General features: G+C 67.0%; 14 protein-coding genes and 3 pseudogenes. 4 read left to right on the plus strand and 13 right to left on the minus strand.

The genetic code is table 11. The features are described 5' to 3' along the window. Window positions 1–12: 12 nt before the first annotated feature. From HW837_RS22635 to HW837_RS22650, 4 genes are read right to left on the minus strand one after another with little or no spacing between them, the layout of a single operon-like run. Window positions 13–1,947, minus strand: coding sequence for a TniQ family protein (locus HW837_RS22635; protein WP_193380175.1), 1,935 nt, complete (start codon window positions 1,945–1,947; stop codon window positions 13–15). A gap of 5 nt (window positions 1,948–1,952) precedes the next feature. Further along, entirely contained in the window at window positions 1,953–3,203 is a 1,251-nt protein-coding gene (locus HW837_RS22640; protein ID WP_193380176.1) for an AAA family ATPase, read from the minus strand. Further along, complete coding sequence (locus tag HW837_RS22645) at window positions 3,200–5,539, minus strand: transposase (protein ID WP_193380273.1); 2,340 nt, start codon at window positions 5,537–5,539, stop codon at window positions 3,200–3,202. The genes HW837_RS22640 and HW837_RS22645 overlap by 4 nt, the downstream gene beginning before the upstream one ends. Before the next feature lie 17 nt (window positions 5,540–5,556). Continuing rightward, on the minus strand, window positions 5,557–6,306 hold the full coding sequence (locus HW837_RS22650) for a TnsA-like heteromeric transposase endonuclease subunit (protein ID WP_237270303.1): 750 nt from the start codon (window positions 6,304–6,306) through the stop codon (window positions 5,557–5,559). A gap of 353 nt (window positions 6,307–6,659) precedes the next feature. Here HW837_RS22650 and HW837_RS22655 point away from each other — a divergent pair, with 353 nt between their 5' ends. Then, complete coding sequence (locus HW837_RS22655) at window positions 6,660–8,540, plus strand: TniQ family protein (protein ID WP_193380177.1); 1,881 nt, start codon at window positions 6,660–6,662, stop codon at window positions 8,538–8,540. A 17-nt stretch (window positions 8,541–8,557) separates the two neighbouring features. On the opposite strand, the pseudogene HW837_RS22660 reads toward HW837_RS22655, so the two are convergent. The 8 genes and pseudogenes from HW837_RS22660 to HW837_RS22695 form a co-directional block, all read right to left on the minus strand. Then, window positions 8,558–8,656, minus strand: a pseudogene (locus HW837_RS22660) (transposase family protein); the annotation flags it as partial. Window positions 8,657–8,664: 8 nt separating this feature from the next. Then, window positions 8,665–9,036 (minus strand): hypothetical protein, encoded by a 372-nt coding sequence (locus HW837_RS22665; protein ID WP_193380178.1) that lies wholly within the window; start codon window positions 9,034–9,036, stop codon window positions 8,665–8,667. Between the two features lie 28 nt (window positions 9,037–9,064). Beyond that, on the minus strand, window positions 9,065–9,931 hold the full coding sequence (locus HW837_RS22670; protein WP_193380179.1) for an IS5 family transposase: 867 nt from the start codon (window positions 9,929–9,931) through the stop codon (window positions 9,065–9,067). A 46-nt stretch (window positions 9,932–9,977) separates the two neighbouring features. Continuing rightward, window positions 9,978–10,124, minus strand: a pseudogene (locus HW837_RS22675) (IS5/IS1182 family transposase); the annotation flags it as partial. A gap of 126 nt (window positions 10,125–10,250) precedes the next feature. Further along, window positions 10,251–10,577, minus strand: a complete 327-nt coding sequence (locus tag HW837_RS22680) for a hypothetical protein (protein WP_196789218.1) — start codon at window positions 10,575–10,577, stop codon at window positions 10,251–10,253. A gap of 606 nt (window positions 10,578–11,183) precedes the next feature. Then, window positions 11,184–12,311, minus strand: coding sequence for a lipocalin family protein (locus HW837_RS22685; RefSeq protein WP_193380181.1), 1,128 nt, complete (start codon window positions 12,309–12,311; stop codon window positions 11,184–11,186). A 77-nt stretch (window positions 12,312–12,388) separates the two neighbouring features. Continuing rightward, window positions 12,389–12,997, minus strand: a complete 609-nt coding sequence (locus tag HW837_RS22690) for a TetR/AcrR family transcriptional regulator (RefSeq protein ID WP_093788992.1) — start codon at window positions 12,995–12,997, stop codon at window positions 12,389–12,391. Window positions 12,998–13,089: 92 nt separating this feature from the next. Then, window positions 13,090–13,728 carry a TetR/AcrR family transcriptional regulator gene (locus tag HW837_RS22695; RefSeq protein ID WP_045555691.1) on the minus strand — a complete coding sequence of 213 codons (639 nt, stop codon included), beginning with the start codon at window positions 13,726–13,728 and terminating at the stop codon, window positions 13,090–13,092. Between the two features lie 138 nt (window positions 13,729–13,866). On the opposite strand from HW837_RS22695, the gene HW837_RS22700 reads away from it, so the two are divergent. The 3 genes from HW837_RS22700 to HW837_RS48800 all read left to right on the plus strand — a co-directional run bounded on the left by HW837_RS22700 (window position 13,867) and on the right by HW837_RS48800 (window position 17,621). Then, window positions 13,867–16,203, plus strand: a complete 2,337-nt coding sequence (locus HW837_RS22700) for an MMPL family transporter (RefSeq protein ID WP_045555690.1) — start codon at window positions 13,867–13,869, stop codon at window positions 16,201–16,203. A 264-nt stretch (window positions 16,204–16,467) separates the two neighbouring features. Beyond that, on the plus strand, window positions 16,468–17,262 hold the full coding sequence (locus HW837_RS22705) for an RsbRD N-terminal domain-containing protein (RefSeq protein ID WP_237270304.1): 795 nt from the start codon (window positions 16,468–16,470) through the stop codon (window positions 17,260–17,262). A 122-nt stretch (window positions 17,263–17,384) separates the two neighbouring features. Then, window positions 17,385–17,621 carry a helix-turn-helix domain-containing protein gene (locus HW837_RS48800; RefSeq protein WP_237270325.1) on the plus strand — a complete coding sequence of 79 codons (237 nt, stop codon included), beginning with the start codon at window positions 17,385–17,387 and terminating at the stop codon, window positions 17,619–17,621. Window positions 17,622–17,624: 3 nt separating this feature from the next. On the opposite strand, the pseudogene HW837_RS22710 reads toward HW837_RS48800, so the two are convergent. Next, a pseudogene (locus HW837_RS22710) lies at window positions 17,625–18,494 on the minus strand (MBL fold metallo-hydrolase); the annotation flags it as partial. Between the last annotated feature and the right edge of the window lie 356 nt (window positions 18,495–18,850).

Raw genomic sequence — 18,850 nt, forward strand, 5'->3', positions numbered from 1 at the left:
CACGCTTCGAGGTCAGCAAGCAGCTTGTTCAGCAACGAGAGCGTCCGTGACGGGTTGGCTACCGTGCGTATGGTCACACGCCCGTGCCAGACGGCTGGCATAGTGCTCAAGCCGGTCGACGAACAGGGCTTTCTCCCCTCTGCTCCGGGAAGCGGCTCGGAGGAGCTGGTTCACACTCGCGACCACGGGCGTGGTGTCCCTTCCGGAGTCTCGCAGCGCATGGAGAGCAGGGCTGTGCAAATAGTCGCCTTGAGTGACGTGAGCCCAGAGCAGCGCGGTCGCGGCTGTTGGATTTGGTGACGTCGGTCCGCCTCTGAAGTTCTTGAACCCATCGCGGAGTTCAGTCCAGGCGGCATCTGACAGGTGCCAGAGGAACATAGCGCGGCGCCGGTTGGCGTAGTCGATGCGATTGGGATCGGAGTCCAGGGCGTAGGCGATTCGCTCGACTGCTCGGTCGAATTCCGCCCACGATTCCTTCGTGCCCAGTACTTGCTTGAGGATTCTGAGGCTGTGCTGTGCTGTGGTCGAGGGCGTACCAAGAGTCTCCGCACACTGGGACCAGGTGCCGCCGGCCGCCATCTCGACAAGTTTCAGCGATGTGGCCCGGCGCAGATGGCGGGTGTTCCAGTCTGTGCTGGCCCCCAAGCGTTCCCGGAGCTTGGCGAAGTGACTGTCCGACCAGGTTGTGGGTAGTAGCGCTGGAACGTGCTCGATGCCGAAAAGGCACTTCCGCGAGGGTGTACGGAGTTTAGAGCCGCCATGGCCGCCTGCGTGGTAAAAGCCGTTGATCTTGCGAGCTAATGCACGGGCGAGAGCCGGTGAGAAGTCCATCCGACGGAACCCTGCGGATTGGTTCGAGGGGAGCCGTTCGAAGGCCGTGCGCGCCAGCGGTTGAACCCGGTCCCGGAACTCTGCATCGCCTTCATCGCGATGGCTGAGAAGCTCGCTGGCTGCGGCGAGCAAGGCCGCGCACTGGGCGGGGTTGTCCGGGGCAGGCCAAGGGCTGGACGACCGAGGGCCGGGCCCGGAGCCGAGCGGCCTATTCAGCCGCTGGGTGATAGCCGTGCTGTGGCTGTCGATCAGAGAGGCGAGATGCGCCGAACGGACCAGGGACGCTCCTAGCGGCCAACTGAACTTGATCAGATGAGCTAGGGCGACCAGATCGAGGAAGAAATAGGGATCATTCTTTGTGGGCTGGGAAGGCGTGGCAAATAGATGCTGGTCAATGCGGAGTTGAAGGGCCAGAACGCGATCCAGGTCCTCGGGTGTCATCGTCGGTGGGTTGCCGGGTGACTGATCGAGTCGGGCTCCGCAATAGCGGTTGGTCTCGGACGCGGTGGAGTTCCTGCCCAGCAGTGGGTGACGGCATTGTGCGGGATGGAGCCCGACTGCGGAACGCTGCATGAGTAGGCCGGAGCGTTCGGTTCCGGGGGGACGGTTGGGTAGGTTGTCGCACTGCGGGCAGGTGCCGGACAACAGCATCGAGTGCTTGGAGCAGGCGAATACAACGGGAAGATGCCAGCGCAGTTTCCAGGCGCTGCCGAACGTGTTTTGTAAGGGACTTCCGTCGCCCGCCAGACACCGGGGGCAGAAGCGGCTGGACAGGTTGATCGCCCAACGCCGTCGCGCGGCCGCGTGGTTGCGGCCCTGATCCAGACGGGTTGTGACGAGTGGCGTGTACGTGGAGGAGAGCCCCGATCCGGCGAGCGTGAGTGACTGTGCTTCGGTGGAGGAGAGCCGCGCGGCCTTGGCGAGCGCCTTGGCGGGCTGCGGGGGCAAGGCGATCAGATAGTCGGCGGGCAGGCGACGGTGCATGGTGCTGAGCCCGCACAACGCACCGATGCGGGCAGGGGACCGTTCCAGCCGGTAAGCGAGTCGGAGGAGGAATCCGGGCAGCGATTCCTCCGGGAACGGGGCCAGACTTCGGGGTAGTGCCAGGCGTTCCATCCGATTTACCCTGCCGACCCTACGGCCTCCGGGCCGTCGTCGTCGAACACGGTGTTGCGGCCTTTGGGCTTCCTTTTCGGCGTTGGCGTGTGCACCGGGATATCGGGCTGTTCGCCGGATTCGGCGTCGAGGTCGGGCATGTCGTCGGGGGTGACGGTGAACTGGTTGAGTAGGTCCTTGGTCAGTCCTTCGCTTTCGTCCTCGATGGCGCGGCGGCAGCCGTGCTGGATGAGTTTCTCCAGGATGCCGACCACGCCCTTGGTGCGGTTGAACAGGTACTCGGGCATGTCGCCCTGGGTGAGCATGCCGGCGGTGTTGGCAAGTAACCGCAACTCGCCTTCGAGACGTCGGAGATGGGCCATCCAGGCCTCCATCTCCGCAGGTGTGACGTACCTGAACGGGCCGAGGTCGACGACCTGGAAGCGGCGTTCGTGCTGGCTGGCGGCGTGGTCGTTGGGGCTGCGGCCGATGTCCTTGACCGGCTCGTAGATCCACTCCTGTGTCTTGGGGTCGCGGCGGCCTTCGCGCAGCAGGCCTGAAGTGGGGATGCCGACGCCGACGAGGATGAGTGTGACCGGCATGCTCATCATTTCGCGGATCAGGTCGAGGACGTCCTGGTCGGCTTCGCGGTGGAGCTTCAGGCGGGTGATGTCGTCGATGACGAGCGCCTTCGTGGCGTGCTCGACGACCGCGGTCTTGACGGTGCGCACGAGGTCTTCCAGGCGCATGCCCTTGTAGTCCTCGCCGTAGAAGTCGAGGATCCGCTGGCAGGTGGAGATGGGTGTGGCCTTGACCGGGCAGCGTACGTAGGCGACGGGGGCGACCAGGTCGCGGGTGCCCGGCATGGCGTCGGGGTTTGCGTAGTTGTTGATGGCCAGCCACTCCTCCTGGAAGCAGGCCAGGGCCTCGCAGATCGTCTCGGTCTTGCCCTGGGCGCCGTCGCCGTTGACCATGATGCCGCCGCGGGTTCCGGCCTTGTGACTGAAGGCGCCGTCCTCGACACGGGCGAGTACTGCGTGGGCGACGCGCTCGCTCATGGGGGTGGCCTGGATCGGCAGGGAACTGTGCGTCGCGAGGCGATGCAGGTCGTGGATGCGCTTCCGGCGTTTCGAGAGGCGGCCGTACTCCTGTGCCGTGAGGATCGGTGCGGGGACGAAGGCTCTGCGAGTTTGGCACCATCGGTTCCAGCCTTCGAAGGTGGTGCGGTCCACCGCCGGGCCGGGGAGGAACGACAGCGGTTTTTGCTTCGAGGTCACTGGTCGGCCTCTTCCTCGGCCTCGCTGGCCGTGATCGTGGTGTCGTCATCGTCGAAGTCGTCATCCGGCAACGCCAACAAACTTGTAGCGCGCAGCCGTTCGGAGAGATCGGGGGGTGTGGGCAACTGGTCGGGGACCGCTGCTTCACGGCGGCGCCGGCGTTCGCTGTTCACTGCATCGTGTACGTGCTGGGCGCGGTCCGTCGGGCGCAGAGGTACGACCTTGGCGTCGGGGGAGCCTGGCCGCGCTGCGGGAATGGAGGCGGGCTGTGCTGGCGGCTCCTTCTTGACCGAGTTCGCGGGCCGGTCGGCGGCCGCCGCGGACGCCTGGGCGACTTCGCGTGCGTGCTCGGTACGCTGCCTCTTGGAGAGCTGGGTCGGCCATTTCTCGACCGGTATGTTGCCGCCGATCAACTCCAAGAGCACCGGCAGGAGTTCGGTGTCCGCCTTCGGGGCCAGGCCCCTCTTGCGCAGTTCCCGCATGGCTTCACGGACGCGGGCGTCACTGAAGGCGGGCACCTCGCCTTCCTCGGGCAGGCCCGTCCAGCGCAGCGTGTGCCAGTCGTGGGTCCGCGGGTCCTGGAAGAACACGAAGCAGGGATCGCGCGGGTCGCGGTGAATGACGTACTTGTTCTTGTTCCGGCCCCCGCGGTGGGAGAGTGCACCGCGGTAGGGCTCCAGGGCCTCACCGTCGTACCAGAGGTTCTTGATCTTCACTCCGCGCTTGCCGTGGATCATGACCTTGTGCCGCGGCAGGAGCTGGTAGTACAGCTCGGCGGGCGGGATCCGCAGGGCGAAGCCGCCCTGGGACATCGCCGCCGCGAACAGGCTGTTGGGGCTGTGATCACCGCGCGGGTCCCAGCTCGGAGCGTACGAGCCGAACCGGCGGTTCTGCCAGGTCTCCACAACCCAGGTGGCGATGAGGTGTTCCATTTCCGTGACGGTCAGACAGGCATCCGCCTCCGGGTCCGCGCCCCGGTCGGCGACGTCTGTGCCCTGGTAGCCGAGCAGGAGGGCAAACAGCAGTGACCTGATGGCGCCGAACGTCCGCTCCACGGAGTGCTTGTCGGTAGGGCGGAGGACGCGGCTGGGTTTGATGTTGGCCTTGATGACCCGCTGCACCTCGACCAGATGGTGGTTGCGGTAGACGGAGCCGTGGTCGGTGGTGACGGTTTCCGGCGCGAAGAACGGGAGGCCGGCGACTTCGTATCCGGCGAAGTCCGCGACCACCATGCCGGGTACTCCGGGGTAGGCCCACTCCATGTCCTCGCCCCAGTCGGGGCGCATCGGCAGCGGCATCATCATGTCCCGCAGCACCATGGCCACGTCGATCGAGGTGTCCGAGACGAGGCTGAGCCGGAACGCGACGATCGAGCGCGTGTAGACGTCCAGGGCCAGTGTCAGATGCACGGACACCGGGTCGCCGAACACGTGCTCCAGCACCTTCACCGGCAGTACGGTGCTGTCTAGCGCCACCACCTGCCCGGGGCGGTACACCACGATGTGCCGGCCGGTCGCGTACGCCTTCGTCTTCGCGGCCGAACGCGCGTAGCGCTGCCGCGCGCCGTTCGAGCCGAACCAGTCCTTCCAGATGGACCGCAGGGTGTCGTAGCCGGGGATCTCCACGCGAGGTGTATCGGAGTCGTCGGATTCCTCGGAGTTGAATGTCTCGTGGACGTACTGGCGAATGAGAAGGTCTTTGTCCCGCATCGTCAGCTTCGAGCGGTGCTGTGACTCCTCGTATACCGCGTAGAGAGCCTCACGCAGTTCGGGAGCGATCTTGTGTCCGGTTGCCTCCCGCAGCCACCGGTCGTCCGCCACGCCGATGGGGCCGTACCTCGTGTGGGCCGTGCCCCAGCGGATCAGCGTGCGCATGCTCACGTGGTGCAGGCCGTTCGCCTTCGCCTGCGCGGGGGTTTCGGCTGCGGTCTTCCGCAGTTCGTCCATTTTCGCGAGGCGGCGCTGGGTGAGTGTCGTGGTGTCCGGGTCGTACTGGGGCCTCGGTTCGTGGGGGAGCGCGGCGAGTGGATGCCCGTTACGGAAGCCGGTCTCGACCTCCCGCAGGTGCTCCACGCGAAGCATGACGATGGTGCGCTGCTCCGGTCTCAGGTCGTCCATCGACTTGGGCTGCCGACCCCGGTTCGCGGCTGGCAGGTCTGCGCGGGTCCGGGTGGAGGGGCGGCAGTCCGCACGGTGGATCAATTCACCCACCGAAACGTTCCATGTCTCGCCGTCCTCGTCGACAAGGGTCACCCGGCCGAGGTGCGGCAGACAGGATTGAACCTGCCACGCAATGTCGCTGATGATCAGCTCGGCGCCGGGCTCCAGGTTCCACATCGGCCCTACCGCAGTGCTCACCGCGGGAGCTCCCGGTGGTGCTTCTGGGGCGCCAATCGGATCAGGCTCGCGTCACCGAACGACACGGAGAGATCGGCGCCGAGGTGCCGGTGCCACAACAGGTGGATCGCATGCGCGCGGGCAATCGCCGGGATGCGGCAGCGCTCGACCAACTCACCGAATGGTAAAGGGCCTTGCGCTGCCACATGCCGCAATTGTTCCTGAGTCCCTAGCACGTCCGGCGTCGGCCGTCGCTCCGCGGAGAGCGCGTCCATGTTCGTCCACACATGCTGGCGCCATCCCCCGACGACGCTGTACCGCCACCCTGCCGATAGCGCGACCTCCGCCGTCGCGGCGAACTTCAACTCGTCCTCCGGCTCGATCCGATCGGCCGGACGCACGTCGATCAGGAGCAGCCCCGACTCCGTCACCAACAGGAAGTCGGGCGTGTGCCGGATCGCCTTTCCGCCCGCGAAGAACCGCAGCCGGAAGGGCTGACACAGAGCCTCCACCAGGCCGGCCGCGAAGTCGGCCACGAGCAGCAGGCGCTCCTCCTCATGACTCTCAAATCCGTGGTGCCGGTCGGTCGACATCAGGTACTCGAGCCCAGGGCGGTGGAACTGATCGGTGCGCCAAGTGAACCGGCGCACCGGAACGCTCTGCCTCAGATCCACCTTGTCCAGGTCGCGCACAGGGCTGGTGCCCGGGGTGCGTCTGAACTTCCACGTCGTGGTCCAGCGCGCGGGCCACTTCTCGTCGAGGTCCAAGGACTGTGTGTAGTCCGCGAAGCCGGTGCACAGCACAGCGAGATCATTGAGAGTGCATGTATCCGACCACACGCCGCCTGGCCGCAAGGCCACCCCAGGGCGCCAACTCCCATCTACGACAGTCGACTTAATCTGCAATTCCCGCCTCCGCCGTCATGATCCGTATGCCAGGAGCGCGATGACGGTACGACGTCCGGCCCCCAGGGACCGCCCATGCGTTCCCATGTCACACGTACGAGTGAATATTCGAGCGTTGTGCTGCTGCGGACGACGTCGGACTGGTCCGTTACGGCGTGCAGGGTCGGAGCATGGTGATGCCGTGCTCGAAGCCGATGGCGGACGAGAGGTAGAACATGACGGGGAGCATCGGGCGGAGACCGCTTCCGCGTAGCCTCGTTCCCCTGCCTGACGAGTCGCTCTCCGGGTACGTGCTGCGCCTCGCCTACAGGCTCGACTGCTCACCTGGGCGCATCGCCGAACTCACCACGCTTGGCAACTACCGTCAGGATCGTGTAGTTGCCCTGCCCGCACATCTGCTGGTGGGTCTGCGTTCCCCTGCTGCAGCGAACTTTGCTGCTGCAGCCCGCCTGACCGCTGCGGAAGTCGCCGGGCTGGGGCTGCGCCGCTATTCGGAGGTCTACCCGCCGCTCGCTGGCGCCGGGGCACAGGAGAACGGTCGCGTACTGTATAACGCATGGGCATTCACGGCCTCCAGCAGATTCTGTCCCCAGTGTCTGGGTGGAGACGGAGATCTCGTTCAGCAGGCTCACGGCGGAGCCTGGCGACAACAATGGCACCTGCCCACAACGTTCGCTTGCGTCCGCCACGAGCGGCTACTGGACTATCTGTGCCCCCATTGTCGCCGTCCGCCCAGCGGCAGGCTCGGTGCCAAGACGAGTCTGCTGCTGCATCTGCACTGCGAAGCATTACACCCAAAACAGTGCAGAAACCATGCCCTCGATGCGCCTCTTCAACGCCCGCGTCTCCTGTGTGGAGCAGATCTTACTGGCGAAGCGAGATCTGCTGCCCCAGTTCTGGACGCCGAGGTACTCGCTCGATGTGTCGCTCTGCAGGCGCGTATTCAGCAGCGTTTGTGCCTGTCACCGAAAGATCAATCTGACCCGGCCTACTTCCACGACCTGATCGCCGTGGCCCAACTAATCATCATGTCCTGGCCTGTACCGATGCGAATGGCGTCGACGTCATCTCCGATGGTGGAGGCTCTTGACGCTCATATCCAGGACGTTCGGCGCAAGGCTGCGGCGCTCCCGAAGGGCCGCCCCCGGGAACTCCTTGCGCCGCCGACGCACCCCGCAGCGTCTGCAGCTCTGCTCCTCCAGGCGGACGAACTTCTCGCTGACCGTGAACCTGCCCGCCTGCGCGAGGTCATGCCACCGTTGGCTGAGGTTGCCTCCGCTCAAGAGCTGGGCAGGTTCGGGAAGCTGGTCAACCACCAGCCCATGACGGATCAGCTCAGGTTGGCGATGGGCTTGCAGCACCTCGGATTTCGGGTTGGGTCACGACTGAGGGCTGTTGCAACCCAGCCGGTTTCGCTGCCAAGCGTATGGATCAGAGAGTCTCAAGTGCCGCAACTCATTCCTCTTGAGTGGTATCATCGCCACCTCCAGCCATTCACGAAAACGCTCACGAGCGTGAAGCGCGACACTGTTCGGCACGTGCGCCGTGCCGGGGCGCTGATGTTGGCCCAGCTTGCATCCGGAAATTCCGTTAAGGAGTGCGCCGAGGTGTTGAAGATTCCGCCGGGGCGAGCTCACACGTCAATAAAGGTGCTGAGGTGTCGTGCCAACTCGAAAGGTTGGCAGTTACTTCAAGCGGGGGTGCGGGCGATTGCCCATGAAATCGAGAGAGCACAGGATCCACCGAACTATGCCCAGCGACGTCAGGTTTTGGCGCAGTGGGATATTCCTGGTGACGACTGGGAGCAGTTGACGCACGGCATGTCACCGCGGATGCGTGACCCGTGGCGACACAAGGTCAGCACTATAATTGTGTGGACCTATGTAACTGAGGGTGACTATTTGTTGAGCCCGTTGGTTCGTGACGAGGAACTCGGGAACCACCTGGCCCAGGGAAAGTCGATCAGCAAGGGAGTGGCTGCACACCTTGCCGCCCGGACCGGTGAAAGGCCCATCTTGCGTGCACGGCTGGGGCGTTATGCCGAGCGGATTGCGCAGTGGTGCAACGAGCAGCACGTGACTTCGGGTACGAAGTGAACTGACCGTTGCTGATGTTCGACGGCCTCGCTCACGTACCGGTAGACGGTACTGAGGCTGATGCTAAACCCGGTGGCCAGCTGGGCGTAGGTGTGTCCGCATCGCAGGTGGGCTAGGCCGTGTTTTAGAACTCGCTGACCTGCGTGGTTGGCCGTCTGGGGAAGTCGCGGGCGGCCATCCAGATGGTGAGGTCGCGGGCGATGTCGTTGATGCTGGTCGCTGTGGTGACCTCGTGCACGTTGCGGGTGGTGTCACGGCGGACGATCTCGTAACCGCCTTCGTCCAGGACGGCCACTGAGGTGAACCAGACGGGGTCGTCCTCGTCGGGCTGGACGACCACGAAGGTGTTGTCGGAGTTGTTGAGGTCGCTGATCATCATGAACAGCGCGTCCTCGGAGGGGTCGTCGATGCGGTCGCCGTTCTCGCTGTCGGCGCCGTAGTACTGAGCCCCCATCGTTGCCTCTCCCTCGCTGTCGACCCGGGTCGCGGTCAGCATGGCATGAGGCACCGACAGGTCAGGCCGGTCACAGCCATTCGCCGATCGCGGCGATCAGGACGGTGGCTTCGAAGCGGACGGCGAGCTTGTCGAACCGGGTGGCGACCGCGCGGTTGCGCTTGAGCCGGTTGATCCCGCACTCGACCGCGTGCCGGGCCTTGTAGTCCTCACGATCGGAGGCAGGAGGCCGTCCGCCGGCCTTCCCTCGCCGCTTGCGGTGGGCGGCCTGATCCGCAGGCTCCGGGATCGTGCAGCGGATTCCGCGCTTTCGAAGGTAGGTCCGGTTGGCGCGGGAGGAGTAGGCCTTGTCGCCGCGCACTCGCAGCGGCCGGACACGGGGACGGCCCGGTCCGGTGCGGGGCACCCGGATGCCTTCCAGGACGGCGGTGAACTGAGGACTGTCACCACGCTGTCCTGCGGTGACCAGTAGAGACAGCGGCCGTTGGCCTTGTGCAGGCAAGTGGATCTTAGTGGTGAAGCCTCCCCGGGACCGGCCCAGGCCGTGGTCCTCGGGCTCGGTGCGGGTTCCGCCCGGCGGTTCCTTCTGAGCCTGGCCGTCGCGGCGGGCGCCTGCAGCGTGCTGATGGGCCCGGCAGATCGTGGAGTCGACGTTGACCTCCCACGTGATTAGCCCGTCGGCGTCCGCCCGGGCCTGCAGCCGGGTCAGCAGTTCGGGCCAGGTGCCGTCGCGTTGCCAGCGGCGAAAGAGTCCGTAGACGGTCTGCCACGGCCCGTACTCCGGCGGCAGATCCCGCCATGGAGCACCGGTCCGCACCCGCCACCGGATCCCATCTATCAGCTTCCGCCGGCCCAACGACGGCCGCCCCAACACCGCGACCGGCAACAGCGCCTCCAGCACAGCCCACTGCCCGTCAGAAAGATCCCCTCGCCCCACACCGAGATCATCGCGATGCGGGACAAGGAGCAGAGCCGACTTTCAAAACACGACCTAGGACCAGCAGGGCCTGCCGGTCCGTTCCGAGCCGGCGCCACCGGGTTCCGCGTTCACGGCGCAGGGCTGTCAGCTTCCCGGCCAGGAACCGCAGGGCTGAACTGGACAGATCGAGTCCCGATGGATAGACAAGCATGCGAAGCTCCGGGCGGGCAGGTTGATCTTGGCCGACAACTCGTCTACCAGAAGCTTCACTTCATCACGCACGCGGTGCCCCGCTGCTATGCGACCTGACCTGTGCAAGGGGGCTTCGCACCGGTCTTCAGAGCGCAGGCAGCGGAAGCGCCACCCGTCGTCCCAGACCGAACCCCTCGGCCTCGTCGTTACTGACGACCGCAATTGCTCCTGCAGGGACCCCGGGCAGCGTGGCCACGCGGGATGCCACTGCCAGCAGATCCCTCTCACCGGCTCCGGTGACGAAGAAGACGTAGACGTCCCCGTCCTCCTCTCCCTCATCGAAGACTTCCACGTCACCCTGGTCTTCGAGATCTGACAGAAAGTCCTCGACCTCCTCGATCCAGGGAAACGGGTAGGAACCGTCCGACAGGTCGGGCGTCGGCAGCAACGGCACGTGGATCTCAACAACCATGGTGGGCACGAAGGCATCCTGCCCTCAGGGCTTCCACCCGGCTCAACCGGGGGCGAGCCGCGTCAGCAGCCATGCTGAGGTTGGAAAGGGCGCAAGGTCACCGCGCCTCGTGCGCGAGTGCGAGTAGACCTATCTGGCGAGCGTAGGCCGGGCGTGCGGCCTGTGGCAGAGCAGACCGTGACCATCCAGCTTCGGTATTGCGCATCGTCCGCATGCCGATGGTGCCAGTTGCCGCCCGTCCCCCTTTGAGGTCCGGGGTCAGGTCGCAACGGCTCGGTCTGCTCTGATTGCTCGGCGGTCGACGACATGCCTGCCCCAACGGCCAAGTGATCCATTGAAACGCCCCGGAACCCTCTTTGACCTGCGGTGTACCAAAGTGCCAACTAAATCTCTGAACCCGGGCGTAGGGCTGAGGAAGGTAGTTGGCATCAGTGCAGGTCACGAGCGTTTCCTAGTGCCAACTACCGCTCCTGGTCACAGCGTGTGTGACCACCGACGCCAGTTGTCACATACCGGGGGTAGTTGGTCTCGCCGACCTCACCGGGATTACGTCAGCGGGCGCCGACGAGCGGCCTCCCGTTCCCCCTGGCGCGGCTGAACGCCTGGTCAGACCATGTCACCGCGTGCGCCCTGGCTCGTCTCCCGTGCGGTGAGGATCGTACGGCAGAACGAGTTGACGGTGAGGTGCTGGTCGAGTTCGATCGTTCGCCCGTCCGGGAGATCGACGGTGCCGGTCATCGTGGACAGCAGGTAGCAGTACATGCGAGTGCCGTTCGCGGTGGGCCAGTGGCTGTATGCGCGACCGTGGGCGGCTATCTCGACATCCACCTTGACTCCGTCGTTCGCCATCGAGAGCCGCCACTTGACCGGCAGGTTCATTCCGGTGCGAGGGTCCTCCCACTTCTCGGTGACCGCGAAGTCCATGTCACCGAGCCCGGTCGCGATGTTCACCTGCTGGTCGGCGAACTTGACGAAGCCGAGCTGGAGTCCGTCGCGGGGCTGGAAGAAGTTGACCTTGACGTCGTCCTTGATGCTGTAGAGCCACCACATCCAGTTCGGCGCGGGCAGGTTGGCGATCGGGTCGTTCGACTGTCCGGTGATGATGTGCTCGCGCACGCCGTAGCCGTTGGTCAGCTCAAGCTCGTGCGCCGGGGTGCGGATCGTGCCGTCGACCCCGACGAACACGTCGTAGCCGGCGCGGTCCTGCTCGGCCGCCTCGGAGAACGGACCCCAGTTCCACAGCGGGGTGCCCTTCGTCCGGTAGGTGAGGTCGAACTCCGCGTCGCCCGCGGCCCCTTCCAGACGCCACTGCGGCGGTTGGGCGACAAAACGCAGGCCGTCGAAGTCCCAGGTGACCTCGTCACTTCCCTCTGTGATGACGAGCTGCTCGCCGCGGAGACGTTCGGTCGGCGTCCAGCCGACACGCACGAAGTCGTTGTCGGTCATCGTGCCCCGCTGGGACTTGGGTACGACGATGAGCTGCACCTCACGCTCGGCAGACGCTCCGGGGCCCCAGACGCCCTTGCCGTTTCCGAACAGCGCGTACCCGGCCGCCCACAGCAGGACGTCATGATCGCCCGACTCCGCGACCACTCCCAGAGCGGTCTCCTCCCAGATGTCGGTCTGCTCCGAGGGCAGCGCGAGGGACTCGAAGTGACTCTTCTCGTCCTCCAGTGTCACCGGGGCGACCGAGTGATCGATCTCGGTGTACTTGGCGCTGTAGTCGTCGGACAACGTCGTACCTCTTTCTGCTCGCGAAGGCATGCCGACCGGATGTCCCGGGGCGTGCGGGGGAGCGAGGGAAGGGGGTGTCACGCTTCGCGGGTGGCGCACAGTGGCACCAGGACCTGGTCCACGAAGGCGAGAATGCGTTCGCGACCCGGGGGTTCGTCGCGGACGAGGAGCTCGTGCAGGAAGAACGAACGTGCGAGGTCGGCCACGAACTCGGGATCGACGTCGGGACGCGCCTCACCGCGCGCGACGGCGTCCTGGAGCAGCACCCCGCAGTACGTCGTCTCGTGCTGCCTGATGACCTGGCGGGCCACGGCGCCGAGATCGCCGTCGACGCGCGAGGCCACCAGCAGTCCGATCACGAGGTTGGCGGAGGCGCGGTAGGAGTCCGCCTGCGCCTGCAGGTTCGCGATCAGTGCTTCCCGTAGATGGTCCTCGCGGATCAGAGCCGGTACGCCGTCGACCTTTCGCTCGACGGCGCGACGCAGTGCCGCGACGAGCAGTTCGTCCTTGTTCGCCCAGCGCCGGTAGGCGGTCTTGGTGCTGGCTCCCGCCAGCTCGCACACGGCCACCACGGTCAGTTTGTCGTAGCCGACGGAGCGGAGAACCTCGAGTGCGGCGTCCAGCAGCACCTGCTCCCGCTCCGCACTCATGGGCCGCCCCGGGGGGCGGGTGTTCGTTGCGCTCATCGGCTCACTCTCTCGAATGCTGAGGAAACGACACCATATCGTTTCCTAATGCTATTCGACTCGGCTCGACTCGGCGGGCCGGATGTCGTGGGTCAGGTGCGCGCGACGTTGCCGACCGAGGCGCGCAGGTCGTCGTTTCCGGCGAGCAGCGGGGGCAGAGGAGTGGCGTTGGCCGGGTCGAGTGAGTCGAAGAGCAGGGCGATGAAGCGGGCGCGCAGAGAGGGTGTGGTGCCGGGGAGTGCGAGGCCGGCGACCGCCATGACGAGGAAGTGGGGGATGTCCTCGGCGGTGAGGTCGGCGCGGATCTCACCGGCTTGCTGTGCGCGCACCAGGAGCGGGTGGAGTGAGGCGCTGAAGCGCTGGAGAACGTCCACCGCGACGTCGGCGAAGTTGCCGGCGAAGGGGACCAGGCCCCGCTCCTCGGTGATGAGGTCGAGCAGATGCGTGGCGATGTCCTGAAGGGCCTGGCGTGTGTGCGGGGAGTCGGCGGCTCGCTCGACGAGAGGGAGCAGGTCCGTTTCGAGGATGTCCTCCAGGACGGCCCGGACGATGGCCTCACGATTGGGGAAGTGGCGGTAGAGCGTGGCGATGCCCACGCCGGCCTCTGCCGCGATCTGCTCCAGAGAGGCTTCGCCTCTGCCCAGTACCGTCCGTCCCGCGGCGGTGATGCGCTCCATGCTGGAGCGGGCGTCGACCCTGCGTCGGGGCGCGCGGCCGTCCGTCGTTGCCATCTGTGACTTCCCTGATCTCGGATGAGCCGCTTCGATAGCACCCTACCGTATCGATAGTCCACTCTCGTTTTGATAGTACTCTCTCACTTCGCGATGCGGCCTGGCTCGTCAGGTCGCCTGGACGAGAGGGAGAAATCTGTGTCCGTTCTGCTGTATCGGCTGGGAAAGTTCGCCTACGGCAAGCCGTGGTACGTCATCGGAGGATGGTTGGCGGTGCTGGCGGCGGTCGTCCTGCTGCTCGTGACCCATCCGGTCAAGCTCAGCAACGAGGTCCGCATCGACGGCACCCCGTCCCAGCAGGTCATCGACGGCTTGGCCACCTCCCTGCCGGAGGCGTCCGGCGGCCAGGGCATGCTGCTCTTCACCGCCCCGAAGGGTGCCCGGATCGACGACGACAAGGTGCGGTCCGCCCTGGTGGCCGCCGTCGACGCCGTATACCGCCACGACCACGTCATCGACGCGAGGGAAGTGCTGGCCCGGGAAGCCGCCAAGGGGGCGAACAGCCCACTGCTGCGGGCTCAGGCAGCGGTCGCCCAGGCCGCTGGAAAGCCGTCCTCCGGCAAGACGCCCGTCCCCCTGCAGCAGGGTGGTCAGCCGGTGCCGGGAGTCGTCGTCTCCGCCGACGGCTCAACGGCACTGATGCAGTTCCAGTTCGACCAGCAGACCTTCGAACTTCCCGCAGGGACGATCGACAGCACCGTCCGGGCCGCCGAGGAGCAGGCCGCACCCGGGCACCTGGAAGTCCTGCCGTCGGCGGCCATGATGGAGATCCCCGACATCATCGGCGTCGGGGAGATCGTCGGCGTCGTCGTGGCGGCCCTCGTCCTGCTGATCACCCTGGGATCGGTCGTCGCGGCGGGTCTGCCACTGATCATCGCCCTGGCCGGCGTCACGGTCGGAGTCGGCGGCGCCTTCACCCTCTCCACCGTCTTCGAGATCCACTCACTCGCCGCGGTGCTGGCGCTGATGCTGGGGCTGGCCGTCGGCATCGACTACGCACTGTTCATCGTCAACCGGGAACGCCGGCTGATCCTCGACCAGGGCATGGACCCCCATGAAGCGACCGGCCGAGCGCTCGGCACCGCCGGGAGCGCGGTCTTCTTCGCCGGCAGCACCGTCATCATCGCTCTGGCCGGGCTCCTGGTCATCGGCATCACGCTGCTCAGCACCATGGCCCTCGTCGCGGCCGGCACGATCGCGATCGCTGTCCTGCTGGCCCTGACCCTGCTGCCCGCCCTACTGGGCCTGGTCAAAGGACGCATCTGCCCCGCCCGCACCCGGCGAAGGGAACAGGAGCGGACAGGAGGTGGCGAGCACACCCGGGCCACGCGCTGGGGAGCCTTCCTGGTCCGCCACAGGTACGCCGCACTCGCGGCCTCGATCCTGATCCCCGTGATCCTGGCGGTGCCCGCCGCCGGCATGAAGCTCGGCCTGCCCTCCGGCGCCAGCTACAACACCGACACCGGGCAGCGGCGCAGCTACGACCTGGTCAGCGACGCGTACGGGCCCGGCTACAACGGCCCCCTCCTGATCGCCGTCGATTCCACCACGAACGGACGGCCCCTCACCCCCGCGACTCTCGCCGCGGTGACCTCGGACCTGCGCAGCGTCAAGGGCGCCACATCGGTCTCCCTGGCCGGCATGAACCAGGCCGGCACCACCGCCATCCTCAGCCTGATCCCCGGCAGCGGCCCGAACGACGACGCCACCAAGGACCTCGTCACCGCCGTACGGGACAAGAGCGCGCAGATCCGTGCGACCCGCGACGCCGACATCGGCATCGCCGGTTTCACCGCCCTGGCGATCGACGTCTCCGACCGGCTCGCCGACGTCCTTCCGCTCTACGTGGCCACCGTCCTCGGGCTGTCCCTCATCGTCCTGCTCCTGGTCTTCCGCTCCCTCATGGTCCCGGTGATGGCCACCCTCGGCTTCCTGCTGAGCATCGCCGCCACCTTCGGCATCACCACGGCGGTCTTCCAGTGGGGCTGGCTGCAGAGCCTGATCGGACTCGACGCCACCGCACCGGTCGTGAGCCTGCTGCCCATCATCATCACCGGCGTCCTCTACGGGCTGGCCATGGACTACCAGATGTTCCTGGTGACCTCCATACGCGAAGCACACGTCCACGGTGCCACCGCCGTCAACGCCACCGTCATAGGGTTCGCCCGTGCCAGCTCCGTCGTCCTGGCGGCGGCCACCATCATGGTCTCCGTCTTCGCCGGCTTCGTCTTCAACGCCCAACCCATGATCAAACAGGCCGGCTTCGCACTGGCCGCAGGCATCCTCATCGACGCCTTCGTCATCCGCATGACCTTCATCCCGGCCACCATGGCACTCGCCCAGGAGAAAGCCTGGTGGATCCCCGCCCGGCTGGACCGCCTGCTTCCCGACCTCGATGTCGAGGGCGACCAGCTCGCACAGAAGATCCCGCTGCCCCACCCCACCGCAGCCCAACAGGCCCAGACGGTCAGCTGACCGGCGGCACCGTCTCCTCGCCCTCAACCTTGCAGTGCTTCCTGACCGAGCCGAGTCTCCGGTCGGCGTTCGCCGACCAGCGAGCCCCTTCTCCAGGGGGAGGGGCGCTCCTTCGCGCAGTCCTGTCACCGGCGTGGCGCCGATCCTGCGGGCAGCGGGCAGCGGGCAGCGGGCAGCGGGCAGCGGGGGCAGGAGGACACCCTTCGGCATCGCAGTCGTGCGCGCTCGCTACTGTGATGGATCACCATCGGTGGGAAGGTGAGCATGGCGCACGAGGAACACGCGCAACCGGCTTCCCTCGACCGTCCGCCGGCTCTTTCCCCTGCGGCGGCCGCGCTCGCGGCCCGGTGCGAGCCACGGGTCGACGAACTCGCCCGGCGCATGGCCCGGGGCGTGTTCGAGCAGCTGCGCGGCTACGCGGAGCTGCCGGGCGACGTGAAGGACGTGGAGATCGCCGCCACCGCTCGGCACGCCATGCGGCTCTTCCTGCGCGGGGCCGCCGAGGGGTCCGGGTGGGACTCGCTGGAGTACTTCCAGGAACGCGCCGCGCAGCGCGCCGAGGAGGGCATGCCGCTCCACCTGCTGCTGCGCACCGACAACCTGGGCGCACGGGAACTGTGGCGGGCCCTGCGGGAGGTGGCCGGTCCCGGCGAGCAGCAGGCCCTGGCCGAGCTGGCCGAGGCACTGTTCACGGCCGCTGACCACGTCGTGGGCGCCGTCGCGGAGAGCTACCTCGACGAGCGGGTCGCCCCCGCCGCCGAACGCCACGAGCAGCGCCGCTCCCGCGCCCGGGCCCTGCTGGACGGGCGGCCGGTCGTCGACGGGGCCGCACCGGACGGGCCCGTGCTGGTGCTGTTCCTGCGTTTCGGCACTTCGGCGGCGACTGGCGAACCTTCCCCTGTTACCGTCCGGCGGCTGCTCCGGCGCGTTCAGGCGGTGGAGTGGTCGAACCCCCGGGCCGGCTCCGGGAGTTGCTGGGGGAGGCGGTGGGGCCGGAGCTACGGCTGGCGGCCGCTGCCGCGACGACGGCCGGCGACATCCCGCGCGCCGCGCACCTGACTTCCGAGGTGGTCCGGGTCGCACCCGCCTGTGGGGTGCGGCCCGGAGCGCACCGGCTCGAGGACGTGCTGCTGGAGTACCACCTGTCCCGCCCGAGCGAGGGCAGCGCCCGCATCGTCGCCATGCTCGACCCCCTCGCCGACCGCCCCGAACTCGTCGCGACCCTGCGCACCCACGTGGCGCAGCGTCAGGACCGCCGAGCCACCGCCCAGTTGCTCAACCTGCACCCCAACTCCGTGGACAACCGGCTCGCCCGGATCCAGGACCTGACCGGGCTGGACCTCGCCGACCCCCGGGATGTGGCCCTGGCGCTGGCGGCCCTGCTGCCGCGTGACGCCGACACCGGCGTCACGGCGTGACGAGGGCGAAGTCGGGGTCCGGCCGCGCAGGGTGAGCACGTTGTGCAGCGTGTGGCAGGCGTTCTCCGCCACGCACAGCACCCGTAGATCGGGGAAGTGGAAGTTCATCTCCGCCGGAGCCTCCGTGCCCGGTGTGAGCTGGAAGACCATCCGTACCCCGTCGACGGTCTCCACCTGCCCGGTGCGGCTGATGTCGACCGTCGGCGCGATCAGGCCGACGGTGCCGGTCGACGTCGTCTGCCCGAGCCCGCAGCCGATCTGCCCGGCCGGCCCCTTCGGCAGCGCGGCCCCGTACATGTAACCCGACCTGCGGGCCATCGCCGTACCCGTGAAGACGTTCTCGCTGACGGCGTGCTCCAGGAACCCGGCCGGGGCGAGGACCGGCACCCGCCCGGCCGTGACCTCGGCCGGATCGACGACGCCGCGGACACCGCCGAAGTGGTCGACATGCGAGTGGGTGTAGATCACCCCCGTCACGGGCCGCTCGCCGCGGTGCTCCCGGTACAGGGCGAGGGCGGCGGCGGCCACCTCGGCGCTGATCAGCGGGTCGATGACGACCACACCGCGCTCGCCCTCCACGAAGGTCACGTTCGACAGGTCCAGGCCGCGCACCTGGTAGATCCCCGGCACCACCTCGTACAGCCCCTGCCGTGCCACGAGCCCGCTCTGCCGCCACAGCGAGGGATGGGCGGTCGGCGGACACGCCCCGTCCAGGAAGCCGTACGCGTCCGCGTCCCACACCACCCGGCCGTCCGCGGCCCGCACCACGCCGGGCTCCAGCCGGGCGACGAACCCCCGGTCCGCGTCGGCGAAGTCCCGATCGTCGTCCCAGGCCAAGCCACCGCCTTTGGGGTCGTGCCCGTAGCTGCTCATGGTCGTCTCGCTGCTGGTCATGGTCGTCGATCCTCACAGCCCCGGACCGGCGGCGCCCGATGACGCATCACAGAAGCCCCGCTGACATGTCACAACCGGCACAGTGACGCGCAGGCGGCGACGGGGCGAGGAATTTGCACCGTCCCCGTCGTCGATAGCGGCGGCTGTCGCTGGTCGGGAAAGTCGACCTCGATAGATCCGATGTATGGCGGGTTCTCGAAGTTGACAGAAGGCTTCTCCGGCTCGGCCACGTGCCCAGGAAGCTCCTGTTTGAGTCGCTTCTTCAGGTGAATCTCGTCGCAGCTATAGACGTGGCCACCTTGAGGCTCCTATAAATCCATCCGATGTATCTTTCG

This window comes from Streptomyces caniscabiei, assembly GCF_014930365.1.
GTDB lineage: Bacteria > Actinomycetota > Actinomycetes > Streptomycetales > Streptomycetaceae > Streptomyces > Streptomyces caniscabiei.